At 35.6% G+C, this 25,169-nt stretch carries 20 protein-coding genes; 6 read left to right on the forward strand and 14 right to left on the reverse strand.

What is annotated here, in order from left to right:
- The first annotated feature begins 2 nt into the window (after nt 1-2).
- From ACJJVP_RS01455 to ACJJVP_RS01465, 3 genes are read left to right on the forward strand one after another with little or no spacing between them, the layout of a single operon-like run.
- Nucleotides 3-494: a DUF192 domain-containing protein gene (locus ACJJVP_RS01455; protein ID WP_405410202.1), complete on the forward strand. Its 492-nt coding sequence runs from the start codon at nt 3-5 to the stop codon at nt 492-494.
- A gap of 30 nt (nt 495-524) precedes the next feature.
- Nucleotides 525-1,046: a GNAT family N-acetyltransferase gene (locus tag ACJJVP_RS01460; RefSeq protein ID WP_405410203.1), complete on the forward strand. Its 522-nt coding sequence runs from the start codon at nt 525-527 to the stop codon at nt 1,044-1,046.
- Nucleotides 1,047-2,273 carry an ATP-binding cassette domain-containing protein gene (locus ACJJVP_RS01465; RefSeq protein ID WP_405410205.1) on the forward strand — a complete coding sequence of 409 codons (1,227 nt, stop codon included), beginning with the start codon at nt 1,047-1,049 and terminating at the stop codon, nt 2,271-2,273.
- Nucleotides 2,274-2,282: 9 nt separating this feature from the next.
- Here ACJJVP_RS01465 and ACJJVP_RS01470 read toward each other — a convergent pair whose 3' ends face one another.
- From ACJJVP_RS01470 to ACJJVP_RS01485, 4 genes are all read right to left on the reverse strand, one after another.
- Nucleotides 2,283-2,852, reverse strand: coding sequence for a porin family protein (locus tag ACJJVP_RS01470; RefSeq protein ID WP_405410207.1), 570 nt, complete (start codon nt 2,850-2,852; stop codon nt 2,283-2,285).
- A 215-nt stretch (nt 2,853-3,067) separates the two neighbouring features.
- Entirely contained in the window at nt 3,068-6,055 is a 2,988-nt protein-coding gene (gene secDF, locus ACJJVP_RS01475) for a protein translocase subunit SecDF (protein ID WP_405410209.1), read from the reverse strand.
- A gap of 116 nt (nt 6,056-6,171) precedes the next feature.
- On the reverse strand, nt 6,172-6,789 hold the full coding sequence (locus tag ACJJVP_RS01480; protein WP_036152530.1) for a hypothetical protein: 618 nt from the start codon (nt 6,787-6,789) through the stop codon (nt 6,172-6,174).
- A 138-nt stretch (nt 6,790-6,927) separates the two neighbouring features.
- Nucleotides 6,928-7,854, reverse strand: coding sequence for a malate dehydrogenase (locus ACJJVP_RS01485; RefSeq protein WP_405410211.1), 927 nt, complete (start codon nt 7,852-7,854; stop codon nt 6,928-6,930).
- Nucleotides 7,855-8,144: 290 nt separating this feature from the next.
- Here ACJJVP_RS01485 and ACJJVP_RS01490 point away from each other — a divergent pair, with 290 nt between their 5' ends.
- Nucleotides 8,145-8,522, forward strand: coding sequence for a hypothetical protein (locus ACJJVP_RS01490; RefSeq protein WP_405410213.1), 378 nt, complete (start codon nt 8,145-8,147; stop codon nt 8,520-8,522).
- A 185-nt stretch (nt 8,523-8,707) separates the two neighbouring features.
- Here the strand turns inward: ACJJVP_RS01490 and ACJJVP_RS01495 are convergent, their stop codons facing one another.
- Both ACJJVP_RS01495 and gyrB read right to left on the reverse strand, forming a co-directional pair.
- A complete protein-coding gene (locus tag ACJJVP_RS01495; RefSeq protein WP_405410215.1) occupies nt 8,708-9,724 on the reverse strand; it encodes a DUF6588 family protein in 1,017 nt (338 codons plus the stop codon).
- Between the two features lie 71 nt (nt 9,725-9,795).
- Complete coding sequence (gene gyrB, locus ACJJVP_RS01500) at nt 9,796-11,736, reverse strand: DNA topoisomerase (ATP-hydrolyzing) subunit B (protein WP_405410217.1); 1,941 nt, start codon at nt 11,734-11,736, stop codon at nt 9,796-9,798.
- A 375-nt stretch (nt 11,737-12,111) separates the two neighbouring features.
- Here gyrB and ACJJVP_RS01505 point away from each other — a divergent pair, with 375 nt between their 5' ends.
- Entirely contained in the window at nt 12,112-12,297 is a 186-nt protein-coding gene (locus tag ACJJVP_RS01505) for a CsbD family protein (RefSeq protein WP_405410219.1), read from the forward strand.
- A gap of 89 nt (nt 12,298-12,386) precedes the next feature.
- Here ACJJVP_RS01505 and asnB read toward each other — a convergent pair whose 3' ends face one another.
- Nucleotides 12,387-14,060: an asparagine synthase B gene (gene asnB / locus ACJJVP_RS01510; RefSeq protein WP_405410220.1), complete on the reverse strand. Its 1,674-nt coding sequence runs from the start codon at nt 14,058-14,060 to the stop codon at nt 12,387-12,389.
- Between the two features lie 244 nt (nt 14,061-14,304).
- Between asnB and ACJJVP_RS01515 the strand changes: the two genes are divergently transcribed.
- A complete protein-coding gene (locus ACJJVP_RS01515; RefSeq protein WP_405410221.1) occupies nt 14,305-14,844 on the forward strand; it encodes a DUF2911 domain-containing protein in 540 nt (179 codons plus the stop codon).
- Nucleotides 14,845-14,909: 65 nt separating this feature from the next.
- On the opposite strand, the gene ACJJVP_RS01520 is transcribed toward ACJJVP_RS01515, so the two are convergent.
- The 7 genes from ACJJVP_RS01520 to ACJJVP_RS01550 form a co-directional block, all read right to left on the reverse strand.
- Nucleotides 14,910-16,535: an amidohydrolase gene (locus ACJJVP_RS01520; protein WP_405410222.1), complete on the reverse strand. Its 1,626-nt coding sequence runs from the start codon at nt 16,533-16,535 to the stop codon at nt 14,910-14,912.
- A 100-nt stretch (nt 16,536-16,635) separates the two neighbouring features.
- Nucleotides 16,636-17,064: a hypothetical protein gene (locus ACJJVP_RS01525; RefSeq protein ID WP_405410223.1), complete on the reverse strand. Its 429-nt coding sequence runs from the start codon at nt 17,062-17,064 to the stop codon at nt 16,636-16,638.
- 78 nt (nt 17,065-17,142) lie between these two features.
- Entirely contained in the window at nt 17,143-18,960 is a 1,818-nt protein-coding gene (locus ACJJVP_RS01530; protein WP_405410225.1) for a DUF885 domain-containing protein, read from the reverse strand.
- Between the two features lie 78 nt (nt 18,961-19,038).
- Nucleotides 19,039-19,800 carry an NYN domain-containing protein gene (locus ACJJVP_RS01535; protein ID WP_405410227.1) on the reverse strand — a complete coding sequence of 254 codons (762 nt, stop codon included), beginning with the start codon at nt 19,798-19,800 and terminating at the stop codon, nt 19,039-19,041.
- 169 nt (nt 19,801-19,969) lie between these two features.
- Nucleotides 19,970-21,019, reverse strand: a complete 1,050-nt coding sequence (locus ACJJVP_RS01540; protein WP_405410229.1) for an OmpA family protein — start codon at nt 21,017-21,019, stop codon at nt 19,970-19,972.
- A 178-nt stretch (nt 21,020-21,197) separates the two neighbouring features.
- Nucleotides 21,198-23,210: a hypothetical protein gene (locus ACJJVP_RS01545; protein ID WP_405410231.1), complete on the reverse strand. Its 2,013-nt coding sequence runs from the start codon at nt 23,208-23,210 to the stop codon at nt 21,198-21,200.
- Nucleotides 23,211-23,367: 157 nt separating this feature from the next.
- Complete coding sequence (locus ACJJVP_RS01550) at nt 23,368-25,122, reverse strand: TonB-dependent receptor (RefSeq protein WP_405410233.1); 1,755 nt, start codon at nt 25,120-25,122, stop codon at nt 23,368-23,370.
- Nucleotides 25,123-25,169: the final 47 nt, after the last annotated feature.

Genomic DNA, 25,169 nt, shown 5'->3' on the forward strand with positions numbered 1-25,169 from the left:
TATTGAAAACTATATATAAAAGTTCGGTTATTTTAATGGCTGTTGCACTACTAGCTTTTTCTTGTAAAGAAGAACCTAAGAAGACTATTGCCACGCAAAGTATAGATTTCACTTATGAAGGAGATATAACCATCTTTTTAAATGCAAGCGATACCGTGAAGACCAAATTTAATATTGAGTTTGCAGAAACGGATTACGAAACCCAAACGGGACTTATGTACCGCAAGGGAATGGAAGATGACCAGGGTATGCTATTTATTTTCCCTGACCAGAGAATGCATTCTTTTTACATGAAGAATACAGAGTTTCCTCTAGATATTATTTATATAAAAGATGATTTAAAAATTGCTAGTTTTCAAGAAAATGCCCAGCCACTTAATGAGACCGGTTTATCTTCACAGGTACCTATCAAATATGTTCTTGAAATTAACGGTGGTCTAGCGCAAGAATTAGGGCTATCTATTGGTGACAGCATTAGCTTTAGCAGAAAGTAATTACCGCTTCTAATATTTTATTACGAAATAATGCCAGAATATGTATTATTCAATGAAGAATCTGAACGCTTACTTTTTAAAGAAGTACAACCATCAGATTTTCAAAATTGGCTCCCTTTTCATGAAGAACCTTTAAGTACCCAATATTGGTCAGGTTTACCAACCGATCCTATTGTGGCATGCCAACAACAATTTGACAGAATATTTGAGCGCTATAATGACAACTTAGGTGGCATGAACTCTTTATTCTTAAAAGACACTAATACGCTAGTAGGTCTTTCTGGAATACTAATACAAGAGGTAGATGGTAAAAAAGAATTTGAAATAGGCTATTCCATTCTCCCAAAATATTGGCGACAAGGTTTTGCTTTTGAAGCTGCCAAAAAGTGTAAAGAAATAGCTTTTCAAAAAGGATGGACCAAAAGCCTAATTTCAATCATACAAGTTGATAATATTCCCTCGCAAAAAACAGTTATAAAAAATGGGATGTTTTTAGATTTTACTACTTCCTATCACAATAACGAAGTTCATATTTTTAGAATAAACGCATAAATGAGTCATTGGGTAATATATTTAGATAACAATTCTAACAAGAAAGGCTTCATTAAAGACTTTCAATATGGTAACATACCTGTAGCGCTTCAAGAATTCAAACCTAAAAACGGCCGGTTATTTTCTGCTTTCACTTTAGATAAACTTATTGACGAAGAAGATAAACATGATGAAAAGATTATCAGCTCTGAAAATCAAGCCCTGGAGACCATGTCTAGTGGGGAGCAAAAAAAAGCACTACTAAAGTATCTATTAAACGAAAAACCAGATTATATAATTCTAGATAATCCTTTTGACAATTTAGACATTGCTTTTCAAGAAGAATTAAAATTAATACTAAAACAACATTCAACAGAAATTGCATTTATTCAATTGGCGAGCAGAAAAGAAGACACCCTTTCTTTTATCAATCATTTTGGCAGCCTTAAAAAAAATGAATTTACAGTATTAGAGAAATCGATATTGAACGAGAATACAAATAGCCACACATTCAATGCTATAAATATACCTGCATCAATCACACCTATTACCAACCTAGATAATATTTTGATTGATTTTAAAAATGTAAGTATCTCTTATGGTGAGAAGCAAATATTGAACAATATCAACTGGACAGTAAAGAAGGGTGATTTCTGGCAACTTTCAGGTGCGAACGGTAGCGGAAAATCTACCATGCTTTCCATGATATTTGGTGATAATCCAAAAGCATACGGTCAAGAAATATATTTATTCGGAAATAAAAAAGGTAGTGGAGAAAGTGTTTGGGACATTAAAAAGAAAATAGGGTATTACGCACCCGCAATGACACTTAAATTTAATGGCAGACATTCTATAGAACATATGCTCATTTCTGGCTTAACGGATTCCGTAGGGCTCTACACCATACCTACAGAGCTACAAAAAAGAATAATTGATCAATGGTTGATCCTTTTAGAATTACAAGATCAAAAAAAGCAATATTTTAATACATTATCCACTGGGCAACAACGTTTGGTAATGACTGCGCGAGCCATGGTCAAAAGACCTCCAATTTTAATATTGGACGAACCAACAGCAGATATGGATGATGAGTCCGCCAGTTTATTGGTTGCCTTGGTCAACAAATTTGCCAAAGAAACCGATACCGCCATTATTTTCGTTTCACATAGAAAAGAAAAAGGTCTAAAACCGAAACGGACTTTAGACCTTATACCTAGTAAAAATGGTTCATCTCGTATTATAAAATAAAATACCTCTTTAAAGTTCAAATGTGTAAGCAGCCGATATCTGAAACACACCATTCTTAATTCTAGAATTATCAATAAATATATTACTTAGTCCAGCATTATAACGCAAGCCAAGACTAAGACCAATATCTCTTAAATTTACGCCGGCCCCGAAACCAAGCCCTAAATCAACCGTTTTATAACTATCAGTAGTCTTTATATTATTTGCATTAGATTTTTCATTTGCTGAAATAAGAAAACCGATTTGTGGACCTGCTTCAATGTATAACATATCAATCGGATAAAACTTTCCCATAACTGGTAAAGAAAGATAACTATTCACCAATTTGGTGTCGTCTAAAATTGCACCTTTTACAGAATATAGTAGCTCTGGCTGAATACTGAACATATCCACAATCTCTATCTCAGCAACGCCACCTACATGCAATGCAGCCAAACCCCTTAAGCTTGAATTTACATTACCCGTAAAATTCGCCAAGTTCAATCCAACCTTCGGTCCAATGTAAATAGATTGCGCTTTTAAACTACCACTGTACAAAGATGTCAATGCTAAAAAACCTACAATAATTAATTTTTTCATTTTGATTAAGTGTTTATGATTCAAAGGCAAGAAATGCATAAACTTTTATACTTAAAAAAACATGGCTAAAAATACTGGTTTTCAAGTAGAGTAAAGTAATAGAAAAGGGTTACAAAAAAGAATCGACCCTTAGAGAAACACAATTCGAAAAAGTATTCAAACAAAAAAAAGCCGCTCATTTCTGAGCGGCCTTTTTACCTGAGTTAGTTATAAATTTATTCTACTTCAGCACTAGGCTTAGCGTCACCAGAAGTAATTTTCTTGCTCAATGCATCGAACATTACAGGAGTTGCAATAAATACAGATGAATATGTACCTATAAGTACACCAACGATCATTGCAAACATGAATCCTCTTAAAGATTCACCACCGAAAATGAAGATTGCCAATAATACCACTAATGTTGTTAATGATGTATTCAATGTTCTACTTAACGTACTATTGATAGCATAGTTAATGTTAGAACCACCTTTCCAGCCACGTTCAGCCAAAGTTTCACGAATACGGTCAAATACTACCACGGTATCATTCAGCGAGTAACCAATTACGGTTAGTATCGCCGCAATAAACGCTTGATCGATTTCCATGTTAAATGGCATCAGCTTACCGAATATTGAGAATACACCAAGTACAATCAATACATCATGGAATACTGCAGTAACAGCACCCAATGAGAATTGCCATCTTCTAAATCTTAATAAGATATATAAGAACACTACTGCCAATGACCCTAGAATTGCCAAGAAAGCATTGTTTTTAATATCATCGGCAATAGTAGGACCTACTTTTGAAGATTTCATAATACCAAAAGTCTCATCATCAATACCTCCAAGTACAAAAGCATCTTTAGTTATACCATCTGGCAAATACTTTTGAAGCGACGTGTATAATTTATCTTGAATTTCATTATCTACTTCGATACCTTCAACATCTACCTTATAAGGCGTTGTAATCCTTATTTGATTAGATTCACCATAAGTCTTCACATTAGTTCCGCTACCGAATACTGTATTTAATTCCGAAGATATTTCAGAAGGATTAACAGGTTGCTCAAAACGAACCGTGTAAGAACGACCACCGACGAAATCTACACCCTGCTGTAAACCTGGACCAAAGAACAACGATGCTAGTCCTGCTAGAATTAAAATCCCAGATATAACATAAGCAATCTTTCTCTTCGCTAAGAAATCAACATTGATTCCTTTGAAAAGGTTTTTAGTGATACCAGTAGAGAAATCCAAGCTTCTACCTTTTCCACTAATATACCAGTCGATCAACAAACGAGTGATGAATATTGCAGTAAATAAAGATGTTATAATACCAATAAGTAAGGTAGTTGCGAAACCTTTAATAGGACCTGAACCAAAAATAAATAAGATAACCGCAGTTAAACCGGTTGTAATGTTCGCATCTAAAATAGAAGACAGTGCATTACCAAAACCATCAGCTACAGCTTGGCTCTTACCCTTACCTTTTGCCAATTCTTCTTTTATACGCTCAAAGATCAGTACGTTAGCATCGACAGACATACCAAGTGTTAAAACAATACCGGCAATACCAGGTAACGTTAACACGGCATTTAAGCTAGTTAAGACACCAAATATCAATAAGATGTTCAACATTAAAGCGATATCTGCAAATACACCTGCTTTACCATAATAACCGATCATCCATAAAAGAACGATTACAAAAGCGATTAAGAAAGACATGAAACCACTATCAATAGCTTCTTGACCTAATGAAGGACCAACAATTTCCGATTGAATGATTTCTGCAGAAGCTGGAAGTTTACCTGCTCTAAGTACGTTAGAGATATCTTTAGTTTCGTTTACTGTAAAATCACCCGTGATTTCTGAACGACCACCAGAAATAGGACCAGAAGAAACACCAGGAGCAGTATATACTTTATTATCTAAAACAATTGCTATACCAGTCTGGTTGGTGTAAGCATCTCCAGTTAATTTTTCCCATTCTTTAGCACCTTTCGTATTCATGGTCATAGAAACAGCAGGCTTACTGAACTGATCAAAATCCGCTCTAGCATCACTTACTACATCACCACTAATTCTTGGCGTTCCTTCGCGATTAGATTTCAACGCGTATAAATCGATAACTTCAGTTTCTTCTGTAGATGGTCTTTCCCATACAAATTTTGTAAACTGAATATCAGCAGGTAATAATCTTCTGATTTCCGGCATTCTTAAGTAAGAACCAATAGTTGCCGTATCCTTAATAGCAGCACGGAACATTGCATTTGATCCTGGGTTAGCAGGAATCAATAATTCGTATAAAGGATTAACCTGTGTCGCTAAATCTAAAGAATCAGCAGAAACATCAGATAATAAAGAATCTAATTCAGACTCTTCTTTAACTTGTTCTGGTTGCTTAACCTCAACAATCGTTTTTAATTTCTCATTCGCCTGAATCAAAAACGTACTAAAGCTTGTATTACTTTGCTTGTACGTTTCCCAAAACTCTAATTGAGCAGTACTAGATAAAAGATCTTGTGCACGAGCGATATCTCTAGCACCTGGCAATTCAACCAAAATACGACCAGAGTTACCTTCTCTTTGAATGTTTGGCTGTGTTACACCAAAACCATCTATACGTTCTCTTAATACTTCAAAAGCAGAAACGATAGACTCATCGATTTTTCTACGGATGATTGGCTTAACCTCATCATCAGACATTTGAAAGTTGATTTCATCACTAAGACCTTTGTTAGCGAAGATATCCGGCGAAGCTAATTTAGTATCACCTTTGATGTTATCGAAAGCTTCAAAAAACAAATCGATATACGTATCATCACTATTACTAGAAGCAGCATCCGCATCCGCTAATGCTTTATTAAATACCGGGCTCTTTGTATTATTTGCTAATCCTTTAAGGATATCCTTAATGGAAATCTGTAATGTAACGTTGATACCACCTTTAAGGTCAAGACCTTTATTAAGTTCTTTCTTTTTAGCTTCATTGTAATTGGTATACCCAAATACAGGGTTATTACCAATAGAATCAAGATAGCTAGCAGCTACTTCTTCTCTTTTGGCCACATAGCCATCTTCTGCCTCAGAAACTCGGCTTGCAGCGAAGGTAGTCGCTTCTTTTTCTACTTTACTGGTTACGAAAGTATAGGATAGCTGGTAAATACTAACTAACCCAAATAATAAAGCAAACAGCTTTATAAGTCCTTTGTTTTGCATTTTAATAGTTTATTTAATTTATGTTGATTAAGATTATATGTATGTTTAAAAAAAGGGCAAACAACTTTTACGTAGAAGTTATTACGCTCTTTAGTACTAGTGTATGTTATCGGAAATTAGCTATTTCCACATGAGTAAGGTCCTGCCCTTACTTCTGGAATTATTTGTGAAGTATTATCTATTGCAAATGCAATAGTTCTATTAATCTTATAAGCCGTAGCTACAAGAACATCTTGCTCTAATTCTACAGCACTACTAAACGGCAATAATACCGGGTTAGTCAATTTTTTAGAATCCTGCTTTTGAACGGCAACTAGAGTTGCATTCAAAGTAACACCGCTATCTGCTTGCTGATGCAGGTCAGATACTACTAAATTATATGTTTCAGGTAGTTGTTCTTTTGGGTAGTCTGAAGGAAATTCTTCTTCATTGGTTGTTAGCGGTTGATTTTCTTCAGAAAGAAACTCTTTAACACTAAGTGCATCAACATCGCTATAATAACGAATACTTAATTGAGCACCGTCATTTTCTATAATTTCAACACCATCAACACCTAGAACTTCTAGTTTCTTGGTGATTTCTGCTAAAATCTCATCATGGGCAGATTCCGAAGCTAATTCTACATCAGCAAATTGTAGTACAATTTGCTGATTAGAAGCTTTAGTTTGCTCTTGACTTAGCCCTAATAAGGCTAGAATAATAAATAAAGTACTTACGCACCATTTTGCATTCATGCGGCAAATATAAAAAGAAAGATTATTCTAGGTAGTATATTTTTTACAATATATAATACCAATGCTCACCTATTAATACAAATAAAGCCCTTATAGTTAGACTATAAAGGCTTTGTTTTATGTTTAAGAGTATATAAACTACAACTCTAAAAGACCATTGGTTTTAGTAACACCAGCAGCACTTTCTTGCATTTTCGCTTTTTCAGCATCGCTTAATGGAATGTCAACGATTTTTTCAATACCGTTTTTTCCTAAGATTACAGGTACACCTATACAGATATCGTTTAAACCATATTCTCCTTCTAACATTGTAGAACAAGGGAACATTTTCTTTTGGTCACACGCGATAGCTTGAACCAAAGCAGAAACCGCAGCACCTGGAGCATACCATGCACTTGTACCTAACAAACCTGTTAAAGTAGCACCACCAACTTTAGTATCGGCAGCAACTTGCTCTAATCTTTCATCAGTTAAAAATTCAGATACACGAATACTGTTTCTAGTTGCATGAGAAGTTAAAGGCACCATACCCTTATCACTATGACCACCTATTACCATACCGTCGATATCAGAAATAGGAGCTTCCATAGCCTCTGCTAAACGATACTTAAAACGAGCACTATCCAAAGCACCGCCCATACCTATAATTCTATTTTTAGGTAAGCCAGTAGTTTTGTGAACCAAATATGTCATAGTATCCATAGGGTTACTTACTACGATAATGATAACGTTTGGAGAATGCTCCAATAAACTGCTAGAAACGGTTTTTACGATACCAGCGTTAATACCGATCAATTCTTCTCTGGTCATACCTGGTTTTCTAGGGATACCAGAAGTAATTACTGCTATATGGCTATCTGCTGTTTTAGCGTAGTCATTTGTACTACCTGTTATCTTTGTATCGAATCCGTTTAAAGAAGCCGTCTGCATTAAATCCATCGCTTTACCTTCTGCATAACCTTCCTTAATGTCCAAAATAACCACTTCTGATGCAAAATCTTTAATGGCAATATACTCTGCACAACTAGCACCTACTGCACCAGCACCTACAACTGTAACTTTCATTTATTTCTATTTTATGAATTATTATATATAAAGAGGAACACCCACCTTATGTTTATTGAATTTCCACTTCAAAAATAGGTATTTATTGACGAATTATGCTACTGAAAAGTCTATTTAATTACTTCAAAAAGAGCTAAAAACCTTCGATAAAATGCATATTTTGTTAAAAATAATTACCCTTTAACGAAGAAATCGTCAAATAGCTGCCATACGTCGAATTAAAGTAATAAGCCAAAATTAGTCACGTTAAATACTGTGGATCCCAAATCCAAAATTAAATTAACCTACTTATGACTAAGAAGTTCCTCTCTTTGGTGGCCATATGTGCCATAGTGTTTCTTGCGAACTGTTCTCGCATTGAACAAAACAACGACCCTATCATAGGGATATGGTCGCAATCGGAATTAATAGTAACCGAAAATTCCTCAAAGCAGACTGTTCGTAAAGAATGGATTTTCAATGATGTTTTCTTAGGAAGATATCATGAAATTGATGGTTCTACCACTACCCTAAAAACAGATTTCAATTGGTCCAAACAAGACGATACTTATACAGTTGAGTATAAAGGTCTAGAAGGCAAGCCCAATAATACGATCACCATTAAATCTACCGAAGATGGTTTTTATCTTCAAAAGAAAGATGGCGCTACATTGGCAATAAGGGAATAAACGATTTTAACAGGGCCATGGGAAAAAGGCTGTCCGGAGGGATCTGGGCAGTCTTTTTTATACCCATTGTTGTTCTATAAACAGCTTTTAACAAGTATTACCTACGCTTATTTAAAGCACAAAAAAAAGGTCCGACGGAATTAGAGATAATACCTATCGGACCTTTTTAAATTTAAAACTTGTCTTTATCTAAAACCGAAGTTAACACCAACCGTTGCAGTATTAAACTCTCCTAAATTATATTCAGCATTCAACCTAAAGAAACCTAATTTTAGTTTAGTACCTAAGGTACCGGTCACACCATCTACCTTCTTGGTAATTGAAAAAGGATCTTCATATGTATCTGATGCAAATGGGCCACTTGTAACTCTATACGTTCCCAGAACATCTGTTACAGATTTGCCGGTAATATAATTTACACCGCCATAAAAGTTAATGATCGGTAACTTTGTTGAAACAACCGCACCAAAAGCCCAGCTACTGATTTCAGCTTCTATTCGCTGATTTTCACCATCTACTAAATTGGCATTGGCCAAGTCATAATCTCCACTAATATTAGTGTATCCTATAACAGCGGAAATAGCTACAGGTAAAATCTTATCTGCTGGTAATAATTTAGTGAAGTCATGTTGAAGACCTACACCGAACAATCCTATAGATGCATCCTCATATTCTATTTTAGGAAGGAATCTTGCCTTTATTTCTGTTCCTTTGATTAACCCTACACTTCCTTGTAAATATCCTGAAGGGATAAAATCGATATCTTCTCCTGCTAATCCTGATGGTAGTTCAAAAGTCTCACGAACAGTTACCCCTAATACTTCACCTTCTACGAATACCTCTGTTCCAGAAATATCACCTAATGCAGTTGAAACCTCTCTTGCAACGCCAGGGTTATCCACAAAATCCAAATTCTGATAATCATTTGGATCTAAGATAAATGTCTTTTTATCCTCTTTATTCTTAAAACCGGTAATGTTACCTATAATTGAAATTTCAAATCCGCCTAAGGGTTTTGCATCAGCAGTATTATACCAACCTGTTGACATGCTGTACACCACACTTTCTGATAGTGGAGACATGTAATCCGTAGTAAACCTTTCTGCATCTTCAACGCCGGCTGAAAGCACATTATTGAAATCTGCTTGAGCAGTCGCCGTTAAGCATGTTCCAACAAAAATGCAAGTAAGTAGATTTTTCATATTTCTAATTTTATCTAAAACTAAAAAACCTGCGCTGTAGGCGCAGGTTTTTGTTGTGTAAATGGTATTTTCTATGTGTCAATGTTTGCATAAACAGCATTTTTCTCAATAAATTCTCTTCTTGGTGGCACTTCGTCACCCATAAGCATTGAGAAAACACGATCTGTTTCTGTCGCATTATCTATTTGTATTTGACGTAATGTTCTAAACTCAGGGTTCATTGTAGTATCCCATAATTGTTCAGCGTTCATTTCACCAAGACCTTTGTAACGTTGAATACTAACACCACCACTATAGCTATTAGCAATATCATCACGCTCTTTATCACTCCAAGCATATTGCTTTTTCTGACCTTTCTTCACTAAATATAAAGGCGGTGTAGCGATATAAATATGACCTTGCTCTACCAATTCCCTCATATAACGGAAGAAGAAAGTTAAAATCAATGTTTCAATATGGCTACCATCGACATCGGCATCACACATAATGACTACCTTATGATATCTTAATTTCGAAAGGTTCAATGCCTTACTATCTTCTTCGGTACCAATGGTTACCCCCAAAGCAGTATACATATTCTTGATTTCTTCGTTTTCAAAAACCTTATGTTGCATGGCTTTTTCAACGTTCAAAATCTTACCTCTTAATGGCAGAATTGCTTGAAAATTACGATCACGACCCATTTTTGCAGTACCACCCGCCGAATCTCCCTCGACAAGGAATATCTCGCATTTTTCAGGATCTTGTTCAGAGCAATCAGATAGTTTACCTGGTAAACCACCACCGCTCATTACATTCTTACGCTGTACCATTTCACGAGCTTTAGAAGCTGCATGTCTAGCCTGCGCTGCAAGAATTACTTTCTGAACAATTGTTTTAGCATCGTCAGGGTGCTCTTCTAAATAATTTGTCAACATTTCAGACACCGCCTGACTTACTGCTGCCGAAACCTCTCTGTTACCTAATTTTGTTTTTGTCTGACCTTCGAATTGCGGCTCAGAAACTTTTACGGATACAATTGCCGTAAGACCTTCACGGAAATCATCTCCTTGAATTTCAAACTTTAACTTATCCAACATTCCAGAAGCATCCGCATATTTTTTTAGAGTAGAAGTTAATCCTCTTCTAAATCCAGATAAATGCGTACCACCTTCGTGCGTATTAATATTGTTTACGTAAGAGTGAAGATTCTCTGTATAACTAGTGTTATATATCATAGCTACTTCTACAGGAATATCATTTTTTTCCCCTTCCATAGCAATAACCCCTTGTATCAAAGACTCACGGTTACCATCTAAAAACTTAACAAACTCTTTAAGACCTTCATTAGAAAAGAACGTTTCTCCAACGTACTCTCCTTTTTCATCTTTTTGACGCTTATCGGTAATACTGATAGTTACCCCTTTGTTCAAGAAAGAAAGCTCACGCATTCTATTTGCCAAAGTTTCGTAGCTATATTCTATAGTTTGTGTGAATATGGTATCATCTGGGTGAAAAGTCACCTCTGTACCTCTCTCCGTAGTTTCTCCTATTCTTTTAACAGGATACAAAGCCTTACCCCTAGAGTATTCTTGTTGCCAAACAACACCATCTCTATAAACCGTTGCCGATAAATGATCGGACAATGCATTTACACAAGAAACACCAACACCGTGTAGACCACCAGAAACTTTATAAGAATCTTTATCAAACTTACCACCTGCACCAATTTTGGTCATTACAACCTGTAATGCAGATACGCCTTCTTTTTTGTGAAGATCAACAGGTATACCCCTACCGTTATCTTTAGTGGTTATGGAATTATCTTCGTTTATGATTACGCTAATGTTGTCACAATGACCACCCATAGCCTCATCAATAGAGTTATCTACTACTTCATATACTAAATGGTGCAAACCACGGACCCCAACATCACCTATATACATGGATGGACGCATACGTACGTGCTCCATTCCCTCCAAGGCCTGAATACTATCTGCCGAATAATTTTTCTTATTTGCTTCTTCGCTCATAAAATTAAGGTTGTTTTACTTCAAATTTTGCAATCTTACAAATATACGCAATACCCCATGAAATATAGCCTTTCTAAGGATTGGACAAAAGCAAGTTATCAACAATAATTGTGGAAAATTAGCCATCAATACTCAAATTGCGCCATATTTCAGGTATCATCCCTAAATTGAAGTACAGAAGCCTAATTAACCATAAAACACAACTTATCCGCTACATGCTAAATCTGCCTTTTTTTTTGGATAATGTTAACATCTCACCGTTGAAATTAACGGAATAAAACTGATTATTTGCGTTATCGCTTTCTAACGCAAAATATTAAGATATCCTTTAGATATGGATACTAACTTAGAGGTATAATCTTAAAATAATCTATTATGAACGAAGAACAATTTAAAGGAAAGTGGAATATAGCTAAAGGAAAACTTAAACAACAATACGGTGATCTTACCGATGATGACCTTACTTACGCAGAAGGAAAATCTGATGAGCTATTGGGAAGAATTCAAGAAAAGACCGGAGAGTCCAAAGAGAAATTAAAAGAAATGATTGATAGTATTTAAACGCTGTAATCATAATCACATAAAAAAAGTAACCCCGTCTACCAAAGTAGACGGGGTTTTTACAATAGATTTATTGACTAATTCAAACCCTATTGCTTAACATATGCTTCGTCATGCACGTTAGCTATTGCTCTACCAGAAGGGTCATTCATATTTTTAAATGCCTCGTCCCATTCTAGGGCTGTCGCTGTACTACAAGCTACACTTGCTTCTTGTGGCACACTTAATGCTGCAGCATCACTAGGGAAATGCCCTTCAAAAATAGTTCTATAATAATACTCTTCTTTATTTAGTGGTGTGTTAATAGGAAAACGGAATGCCGCATTTTTAATTTGCTCATCAGTTATTTCTTTATCAACCAATTCTTTTAAGGTATCGATCCAACTATAACCAACACCATCACTGAATTGTTCTTTTTGCCTCCAAGCAACGCTTTCAGGTATCATATCTTCAAAAGCCTTACGAACTACCCATTTCTCCATACGCTCACCGTTGATCATTTTATCTTGCGGGTTGATACGCATAGCAACGTCCATAAATTCCTTATCCAAGAACGGCACACGCCCTTCGATTCCCCAAGCAGCTAAACTCTTGTTAGCTCTTAAACAATCGTACATGTGCAGCTTATCTAACTTACGTACGGTCTCTTCATGAAACTCTTGTGCGTTTGGCGCTTTATGGAAATACAAATAGCCTCCGAAAATCTCATCTGCACCTTCGCCAGACAATACCATTTTTATACCCATAGACTTAATTACCCTAGCCATTAAATACATTGGCGTAGATGAACGAATTGTAGTAATGTCATACGTTTCTATGTTATAAATAACATCTTTAATAGCATCTAAACCTTCTTGAATCGTAAATTTGATTTCGTGGTGCACAGTACCAATGTGATCTGCAACCTTCTTTGCCGCAGCCAAATCTGGTGACCCCTCTAAACCAACAGAAAAAGAATGTAACTGTGGATACCATGCATCTGTAGTATCGTCACTCTCAATTCTTTTTTGAGCATATTTTTTAGCGACCGCAGAAGTTACAGAAGAATCTAACCCACCTGACAATAAAACTCCGTAAGGCACATCAGACATTAACTGTCTATGAACTGCTGCCTCTAATGCTTCCTTAATTTCTTGAATACTAGTTGCATTATCCTTAACGGCATCATACTCCATCCAATCTCTAGAATACCATCTTTTGATTTCTCCGTCAGCACTATGCAAGTAATGCCCTGGAGGGAATAATTCTATCTTGGTACAGGTACCTTCTAATGCTTTTAGTTCTGAAGCTACATAGAACGTTCCATTTTTATCCCAACCCATGTACAAAGGAATAATTCCCATATGATCACGAGCTACAAAATATTCATCTTTTTCGGCATCGTAAATAGTAAAACCAAAAATTCCGTTTAATTCATCTATAAAATCAACTCCTTTTTCTTGATACAAAGCCAAAATAACCTCACAGTCAGATTCTGTTTGAAAGTCATATTTACCTTCAAACTGCTTACGTAATTCTCTGTGATTATATATTTCACCATTGGCAGCCAATATCAATTTACCATTAGGACTCAATAATGGTTGTTTTCCAGAAGCCGGATCTACAATAGCCAAACGCTCATGCGCCAAGATTGCTTTATCATCTGCATAGATACCACTCCAATCTGGACCTCTATGTCTAATTTTCTTTGACATCTCTAAAAGTTGAGGTCTAAGTACCTCAGTACTTTCCTTAACATCAAATGCACATACTATTCCACACATAATCTAATTATTATATCAATTTGAATACAAATATGAAGTTATTGTTTCATATAACAAACATATAAGACTATTATACTTACATATTGTAATAATAAAATGAATTTTCTATTCATTCTGATATGTAATTCATCTAAATGCTGTTTCATACGTGATGGAATGTAACTATTAAAATTTAACTTCTTTTTATTAATAGTACTGTAAGGAACTGATTAGTTTTATGACCTAGAAAACCAAAACAATAATTATGAAAAAAGTATTTACACTAGCCACATTAATTTTAGCCTTAGTTTTAACGACTACGGTATCTGCTCAAGAATTCTCTGGAATAGACAAAAGTCCAATGGATATGGCCGCTTACCCTACCGATTACAAAGTTTCTGAAAAGGCAGTACGTATTATTTACGGAAGACCACAATTAAAAGGTCGTTCTATGGAAGAATTAGCCCCTACAGGTAAAGTATGGAGAACCGGTGCAAACGAAGCTCCGGAAATTACATTCTACAAAGATGTAATGTTCGGTGGTAAAGCAGTTAAAGCAGGAACTTACTCTTTGTTTACTATACCAGGTGCAGACGAGTGGACGGTAATATTAAATAAAAATTTAAACCAATGGGGTTCTTACTTTTATGATGAAGCTTCTGACGTTGCTCGCATTAAAGTACCTAACGGTTCTGATGCGGCCTCACTTGAAGAGTTTTCTATTGCATTCAAAGATGCTAACGGTGGTGCTCAACTAGTAATGGGCTGGGACAAAACAAGAGTTGCAGTTCCTATAACCATGTAATTAGAAACACGATATATTAAAAAAGCCTCGGTCAATGACCGAGGCTTTTTTTTTGCTTTTTACTTTTATCGAACTATACCGTTTACAAAAGTCTGCTCGGCACGAATGGTAGGAATCTCTGATACCGGAACCGTCATCATATCTTTATCATAAATGACAAAATCTGCAACCTTACCTGGCTCTATACTACCTTTTTCATCTTCTTCAAAATTAGAATACGCTGCCCAAATAGTCATCCCCTTCAAAGTTTCTTCTCTAGATAACGCTTCTTCCATTTGAAAACCTCCTTTAGGGTATCCACTAGTATCTTGTCTTGCTACAGCAGCATAAAATGTCAAAAACGGACTTACATCTTCCACTGGGAAATCGGTTCCTAAAGCGATTGTACCAGCTTTATTCAATAACGTTTTAAACGCATAGGCTCCTTTTACTCTTTCCCCTAATCGATCTTCTGCCCAGTACATATCGCTCGTTGCATGAGTAGGTTGCACAGATGGTATAATACCATTTTCGAAATAATCAAAATCGTTATCGGTCAATACTTGCGCATGCTCAATTTTCCATCGCCTATCCCCTTTGCCTTCAAGTACATTTTTGTAAGCTCTCAACACAGCGATATTTGCAGAGTCGCCGATGGCATGTGTATTCATTTGATATTCTGAATCGGCAAGTTTTTTTGCTAAAGCTTCAATATCTGCGACGGGAGTTATCATTGCTCCTAAATGGCTAGGTAAATCACTATATTCTTTCTTTAAAGCTGCACCTCTAGAACCTAAAGCCCCATCTCCATATACTTTAATCGACCTTACATTCAATCGGTCTGTCTTGACAGGACCTTTATTTATAAAATAGTCTACATCTTCTTCATTATTGCTTACCATCGCATAGATTCTAATCGATAATTCACCTGCCTGCTGCAAGCTATCTATCAATTCAATAGTACTACGATCTAAACCTGCATCGTTGACCGTTGTTAATCCGTGGTTCAAACTAATTCTTTCAGCATCCTTTAAAGCTTTAATCTTATCGTCAAGAGTAGGTAATGGCATAATACTATCTATAAGCCCCATAGGGTTATCTACCAAAACACCTGTAATACCAGAATATCCGTTCTCCCACTTTTTTACAATCTCGCCACCTTCGATTTTGGTGCTCCAATCGATACCCGCCATATCTAAAGCTTTTTGGTTCACCAAATACGCATGACCATCTACACGTTCTAATGCTACCGGAATATCAGGGAAAATGGTATCTAGTTCTGCCTTTGTCGGAAATTCTTTTATTTCCCAATCATTTTGGTCCCAGCCTCTACCTCTAAGAAATGATTTAGGATTTTCAGCATGAAAATATTTTACTCGTTCTAAGACTTCTTCAAAACTTTTAGTCCCAACTAAATCTACTAGCTGCTGTGTAAGCCCTAATCTATAAAAATGGCAATGTGCATCGATTAAACCTGGGGTAATAGCCCTACCATCGGCATCGATTAACTGATCTGAAGTATATACATCTCGTATTTCATCTGTAGTGCCAACGGCAATAAATTTACCATCTTGAACAGCAAAGGCCTGTGCCTCTGAGAAAGAATCGTCTACAGTGTAGACTTTAGCATTTACAATAACAAGGTCGACCTTCTCTTTCATGAGTTCGCAACCAGATAATAAAACAAGTAGAATAGGAAGTAGTTTTTTCAAAACAAAAAATAGTTAGTTAGTATAATCATCAAAGCCGAGACATTAAACTCCACTTAAATAATATTGAAAACTAAGTAATTTTTTGGAAAGTTTTAAAACTTTATTGGCCGAGCAGTTGGCGAACGCCTAAAATTTCACTAGTACCTATAGCAGAATAGCTTTCTCCCATGATTTTATCGTCCTTAACAGTTAACACGAATGACACCCGTTTTAAACCTTCAAAATTAACGTTGAAGTTAATCGTACTGTTTTGAACAATTACGTCTTGACCGGTTAGTATGCCTGTACCTAATTTTACGGCAACATCATATAAATCTCCTTTCTTGGTAATAAAGAATATACCCTTCTCATATGGCACATCAACATTGGTCATAGTATATTTCCAAACTCCTAAAACAGAATCATTACTAAAAGATTTCGCTTTTATTTGTTGAAAAAAAATATCCGACTCAAAAGATTTTACCGAAGAGAAAGAGCAAAAAACTAATATTAGCAGAATTCCTCGAAACAAGTTAAGGTTGATTTTCATTAATGGTTGTGTTATACTTTGTATTCTTAACGTAGATATATTTTTAATATTTCACATGATTATCAAGCAATTATCATATCATTTACTGTTCTTAGAAATCCATGTATCTAATTTTTCCTCTAGCAATACCAAAGGCAAACTACCAGAATCTAATATTTGACTATGAAATTCTCTTATATCAAAATTTTCACCTAAGATCTTCTCTGCTTTGGTTCGAAGCTCTCTAATTTTCAACTGACCAATCTTATAAGAAAGTGCCTGCCCTGGTGTAGCCATATATCTTTCAACTTCGGCAATTATACTTTCTTCAGACTCCGCCTCATTATCCAATGAATATTGAATTGCTTTTTCTCTACTCCATCCTTTGACATGAATACCCGTATCGACAACCAATCTAATTGCCCTATGCATCTCCATACTCAACATTCCAAAATATTGATATGGGTCTGAATAAATACCTAATTCTTTGCCCAAAGATTCTGAATAAAGCGCCCAACCTTCTACAAAAACACCCATACTTTCAGGGTGTAAAAACTCAGGAAGATTATTATTTTCTTGCTGCAAACTTAACTGAAAGTGATGACCTGGTATGGCTTCATGCAAAAACAAAGCTTCATCATGTACCCTATTATAACTCTTCACATCAGGAATTGGCACATAAAAAATTCCGGCTCTTGACCCATCTTTTGAACCCGGTACATACTCCGCACTTGCCGAGGCTTCTCTAAAAGCTTCTGTTCTACGTACATTGAAACTTGCTTTTGGGGTCAAGGCAAACAAAGAATCTACACGCAATGCTATGCGGTCATTTATAGCATTAAAACATTCAATTACCTCATCAGGTTCTGAAAAAGGCATTAATTCTTTTCTATTTCGAAGAGAACTGAAGAAAGATTTTAAATCGCCTTTAAATCCTATTTCATTCATTACAGCTTCCATTTCTTTAGAAATACGAGCCACTTCAGACAATCCCAATTCATGGATTTCATCTGCAGTCATGTTAGTAGTTGTGTGCAATTTAATTAAATATTGATACGTTTCTTTTCCGTTAGGTAGGTCTAATAATCCGTCCGTATCTCTGCAAGCAGGTAAATATACATTCGTTAAAAACTGATTTAATTCTACATATTTAGGCGTTAGTTTTTCTTGAATGAAATCTTCATAATTACTTTGAAGAATATCCATATCAACATCAGACAGTCCGTCTGGGAAATTCATTATCGGTTGATAGAACAGGTTTTTTTCTAAAGGAATATCAATAAACGATTGAATCTGTGGTAGCATTTTTAAAGTTAATACTTTGGGTAGCACTACACCTTGGTCCATACCTATTTTCATTTTCTCAATAGAAGTATCTAAGAACAATAGATAATCTTGTAACCTACTTAACCAATTATTATAATCCTCTATACTCTTAAATGGCTGCACACTTGTGCCACCTGCTAACTGGGCAACATATAAATGCAAAGATTGTATCTGAAAAAGGGGCATTAACTCAAAACTTGGCAAATCGTAGATTGGTGATGCAACCGTTACTATAGGGTTCATCACACCTTCCAATTTCACATTACAATCCCACTCCATTACACGCATGCTCATATAATCTTCAGCACTTACTTGAGTAGAATCGTATGTACCCAACTGTTCCAAAAAATAGGTATAGCGGTCTTTTAAATGTAGAATGTAATCGTCAGATATATAATCGGCTATCGTATCATTATATTCTGAAAAGCCAGCTTTGGTAGCCTCTATCGGGTTTATGCTTTTCTTAAACTCATAAAACTCGGTAAAAACCTCAGCAATAGGTTTCGCTGTGGCGATCTTTTCTTCTTTTGGAGATTCTTTACATGAAGTAATAACAGCAACGAATAGTAAAAGCCAGAGGGTACGAATCATAGTAATAGAATTTGTGTTGAAAATTACAAAAACTAATACGATTGAATGAAATCTGCTATACAGAATCTAAAAATTCAATTACTTCTTCGATTTTGAATTTGCTTTCTCTTTTATTTTCACGTAAATCAACTTTTTACGTCCCTTAGAATCTTCTCTTCTTTCAATTTCAAAATGCGGAATCGAATTGATAAGCGGAGTCAGTTTTTGAAAACCGTAGTTACGAGAATCGAAATTAGGCTGTTTCTTTTGTAACAAACTACCTACATCACCTAAAAATGCCCAACCATCATCATCGGCAACATCATCAATAGTAGTCGCAATAAAGCGTAATGCTTTAGGGGTGATTTTATCTACGGTTGCTTTCTCTATAGGGGTTTTATCTGCAGCATCAGTAGTTTCTTCTTCAGACCTACTTTTAAGGATTTCAATATATATAAACTTGTCACAAGCTACTATAAAAGGATTAGGAGTCTTACGCTCACCAATACCAAATACCTGCATACCTGCTTCTCTAAGTCGTGTAGCCAAACGTGTAAAATCACTATCGCTGCTAACAATACAGAAACCATTTACTTTACCTGAATACAGAACATCCATAGCATCAATGATCATGGCAGAATCAGTTGCATTTTTTCCTTGCGTATAGCCGTATTGCTGAATAGGTGTAATTGCATTTTCAAGCAATACATTTTTCCATTTTCCTAAACGTGGATTGGTCCAATCACCATAAATTCGTTTAATTGTAGGGTTACCATATTTAGCAATCTCCTCCATCATTTCTTTTACATAAGCTGACGGAATATTATCGCCATCTATTAATACTGCTAAATTCAAATCCATTCTTAGTGTTTTATGTAAAGATAGATTGATTTCCACGTGAACAACAAAATGTTAGCCGATTAAGTTAAAAATGATTTTTTCTGAAGATTATTACATATTGTAAGTCACTTGACTCAATACACTTTAGTCATACAAAGTAAGAATCTACTACAGCCAAATAAAAACCTACCTATTCTGATCTACTCAAAACAAATTCCACACGTCGATTAAGAAATCTACCATCTACAGTTATATTTGTAGCTATTGGTCGTAAACTACCAAATCCTTTCGCACTTATTCTATTTTTTTGAATTCCGTTCTCGATTAAAAAAACAACTATTTCCTTTGCTCGCCTGACCGACAATTGTTTATTAAAATTATCGGAGCCAATTTCATCGGTATGCCCGAAAATTTCAATATAGATATTTGAATTCCTTTTTAAATAAGAAAGCAGCGATTCCATTTCTTGCTGATGATTTCCTCTTATTTTAGACTTGTTAGAATTAAAATAGACGTCTTTAAATATGTGAACACTATCCAATTCATATTCTATTAGTTCTGTAACCTTTGAGTCTTGAGTTTTTGATTTCGATACCGAAACCATATCTAAATAGTAATAAGAGCCTTTGGTGATTTTTCGTTTGGTCTGATATTTCTGCGTTCGTTTGTTGTTTTTAAAGTTCCCAATGACCATATAGTTTTCTGTTCCTTTTGCTTCAAAATCCGTAGTCAATTTCACCCATTTAATTTCATCGGAATAGTATTTAGAATAGGATATTTCCAATTCTTTGGATGTATCTCCTTTCAATTTAGAAAAGTGAAGACCTGATAACACTTTACTGGTCTCGATTTCGACCGGAAATTCTGTAAATCGTATGCCAAATTCTTTCACTGCAAAATCTGACCGTTCTGCCAAACTTACATAAAATGTAATGGTATACCGCTCACCTCTTTGTAGGGTAGAATTCAATCGACCTTGAATATACTCTCTATAATCATTCGGAGCATACATGTAAAACCCAACATAACCGACTCCAAAATCTGCCGGTTGTTTACCATTGAAATTTTCGGGAGTACCCATTGCCTCACTACATATATTAAAATAATCTGTAGTCCCTATCGTTGGCATACTCCAATTCTCCACATCATTTTCAAGATTACCTAATCGCATTGGACAGTTCAAAAACTTCTCAAAACTTGGATTGGATATCAAATTTTGTCCAAATCCAAAATATGACATGCATAACATCAAAAATGGTAAAAGCTTAAAATAAAGTTTTGTAATAAACATGACTTTGGATAAGAATCTCTAAAGTACAGATTTCTATTAAAATCTAAGAAACAACTTAAATACAAAAATCCCCTCTCAAAACTGAGAGGGGATCTAAAACAACAATCAACCTAATCTAAACCTTATTTTAATTATTATATAAGTAGATAGAAGCAGCAGCCTCTAAGTCATTACTGACCGCTGGCGCAACATTACCACTTGCATTCAATGCGTCAGAAAAAGCAAGTACTTTACCATTTCCAATTTCTGCGATAAATACCGTTTTTGTTTTATGGTCATATGCAACATCAATTGGATTACCCATTTCTGTTAATGATCCCGCAACTCTTGTTTGATCAGACAATGCTAAAGTTCCTCCATTATCTACAGCTGCCAATTTAGCTGCAAAATCTTGTATCACTTGAAATCCACCATCCGTACTTACATCAGTAGCATCACCTATATCGGTCATTACCAATACATCATCCGCTTCACTATAATCAATACCGTGAGTTCTAATGATCCCGTCAACTGTAATTCTTTTTGTTGGTGTAATAGCACCATCAGCAGAAAAATCTGTCAAGAAATTATCATACACTGCCAAGTCGCTTGTAGCATCAACAACAGCTAATAATGTATTGCCCATAAAAGTGATACCCCAAGTATCAAAACCTGCATCGAATGTATTCAATAGACTAAAGCTATTTCCATCATATTCATATACATAAAACTTATTCTCCGTATTACTAGACACAACTACCTTGTTACCGAAAACAGCTATTTCCCTTGGGCTAGCTAATTCAGCTTCGCCTGTAAAATTGGCAACAATACTTGCTAAATCAGTTACTGCGGTAAAACTACCGTAATACTCTAAAGACATATCTGATCTTGATGCTTGAATTAAAGCATCGTTCATGGCGTTATAATAAATACCTTCTGTTGCCCCAGAACCTGTAGCAACCGTTTTAATCAAAATACCCGAACCATCATAAACACTAACATTACCATCTGCTGTACTTGTAGCATATAATCTTGAAGAACTATCTTCACTAGAATCGCCTGTATTACCATCAGTTTCATCACTACTAAACTGTATCGATGATGCCATTGCTAAATCTTCGTTGAATGACGGTGATAAATTACCACCAGAACCTATAGATGTAAACCCTAATACTTTTCCATTTCCAATTTCAGAAACATAAACTGCATCGGTTTCAGAATCATAGGCAACATCAATCGGGTTACCCATTAATGTTGAAGAACCTGCAACACGCACTTGCATACCTAGTGGTAATAATTCACCATCAGATAAGGCATCGAATTTTGAAGAGAAATCAGAAATTACATGAAAACCACCATCTGTATTTGCATCTGCCGCATCACCGATATCGGTCAAAACCATTACATCGTCAGTACCATCATAAGTTATACCGTGTGTTCTAACAATACCTTCAACAGTCACTCTTTTTGATGGTCTTAAAATACCATTAGTAGTATTTGAAAGAAAATCATAATACACAGCTAAATCGCCAGTAGTATCTACAACCGCATACAAATCATCACCTTTAAAAGTAATACCCCAAACCGGGAAAGGAACCTCAACGGTGCTTGTTAATGTAAATCCGCTTCCTGTATTTTCATATACAAAGAACTTGTTTGATCCATTATCGGCAACAACAAAAGAGCTACCATTAACTGCTAATTCTCTTGGACTTTCCAAATCTGCAGAACCCGAGTAAGCAGCTGTAATCGCATCAGTATCAATTAAACTAGATATACCTGTAAAAGCTTCTAATTGTAACGAAGATCTCGAGGCCTGATAAACAACATCTGCCGTAGCATCATAATAAATACCTTCGGCAGCAGTACTCGTTGTCGTAAGAGTTACCAAAGAATCGCCTGTTACACTATATCTAGAAATATTACCATCAACATTATTGGTTACAAATAGATCTGTTCTACGACCTAAAACCGTCATTCCTTCAGCGCAGGGCTCACAAAACGAACCTCCACAATCAATACCTGTTTCATCGCCGTTCATTACACCGTCATCACAAGTTGCAACTGGGGTGCCATCAACTATGGCGTCATCATCATCACTACAAGAGGCAATAAACAAAGCTCCTGTTAGCATTACTAAATAATAAAAAGATTTTTTCATAATATATTGGGTTTTATAAGTTGAACCGCCCATACCTACGAAGTGATCTACATGAGGTTTGTTTTTAAATGTTAAAATTATCATAACACAAAAAAACACCTAAGAATCAGAGAATTCTGATAAACATAGGCGTTTATAAATACGTTAAAATTGTATTCTAAAAATCGAACTTATATGTTGCTCCTCCTAAAATCTGAATTCCTTGAACTTGAAAATTAGCCCAGCGTTGGTAAGCATTATTAGAAAGGTTTGCTCCTTTTATGAAAAACGACCATTGATCAGTATAGCGATACCCAACGTGAGCATTGGCATCAAAATAACCATCTAAGGTAATTAGCGTTGCAGGAAAATCGCTTGATGGCACATTTTCTAGTGCAGATGATGAAAAATCATCGCGCTCGCCAACATAGAATAAATTAGCACCGGCATACCACTTCTCCCCAATCTGATAATCCATAAATAATGATGCCTGTAAATTTGGTAAGTTCCAAGCTGGGTTACCTGTTTCAGTATTATAATCATAAACCTCCACATTTACACCCGCAATAAAGTTACGGTTGACATCTACATTCAACTCCCCAAAAATTCCCAAGGTTTTGATGTCATCATAAAACACATCAAAAGAATTACCATAATAGTACCCTTTGTCATCTGACCTAAAATCATTTCTCGGGTTCAATGTATACAACGGTCTATTGTTCTCTGCAGAATAAGATCCTTTTACATTATAACTTAAATTAGGTAACAACTGACCTTTAAAACCTACATAAGCATTATACTGACTATCTGTAGGTGCAATATTTAATGTTGGAGAAACGAACGGATTACCCTCTACTAAATCGTAATAAGAGTTCTGCTTTAATTCTCCCGTTACTCCACCATATGCGATTACCGTTTCATCTAATAATCTGTATGAAGCTGTTACAGCCGGGTAAATATAGAAGTTACTTTCGCTATTCTCTAAATCCATTCCATAGACCACATTTACTCCTAAATTCAAAGAAAGATCATCACGTAACATGGTTAAAGACGGATTGATACCTACTTGTAAATTCCCATAAGAAATTCCTGCATCGTTGGTACTACTATTTAAATCGGCATTCTCAAAAGTACCACCAACGTAATCAACGTTTACTTTAGCATTAAAGGTCTCTTCATTTACTGGAAATTCAAACCCTGTATTGAAAATTGCTCTGTTTTCCCCAGAACTTACTGCATCAAAAAATCTGCGATATTTTAAATCCGCTCTTTTGAAATAAGCATCTTCCACATTAATATGTCCGCTTACTTCGCCCATGTAATAATTTTGACGTTCATCAATACTATTAATAACCGTTTCACTGAATACTCCTGGCTCAATACCGTACCAATTGTACAATTGATGTTGTAAACCAATTGCTGCACCCCAATCTAAATCGCGATCACGCTTTGCGTATGATGCATCTAATTTGGTATCATAGAACGTATCGCTCAATTCTACACCATCAATACCGCCACGAGACGATAAGTGATTGAAACCAATATCAAAATTCTCATCCCTATTAATGGTTCTACTGGTATAAAATTCGCCCAACACATTACCATACAATCCCGCACCTAAAGAGGCATACGAATTATATAATACCGGTGGTGGCAATCTTTCAACTTTAGATGCCGTACCCTTATTAGGTGTAAACGTAGATGCTACGGGAACGGAAAAAATACTATAATTAATAGGCTTTTTCTGTAATACGATAGAGTCGTTCATATTAGGAACCGACTTGATCTTAAAAGCATCTGAAACGGTTGGCGTATATGCTTTAGTCACCGTTACGGTCTCCGTACCCAAATCTTTTCCCTCTTCTTCTTGAGCAAAAACAACTTGAAAGCCAAGCGTTAAAAATATAAGCGTAAATATATGTTTGTTGTACATAGATGTTCTTTTCCTCGATAATCGAGATTTAAATGTTCCGACGCTTG

The organism is Maribacter sp. Asnod1-A12 (assembly GCF_045063735.1).
Taxonomy (GTDB): domain Bacteria; phylum Bacteroidota; class Bacteroidia; order Flavobacteriales; family Flavobacteriaceae; genus Maribacter.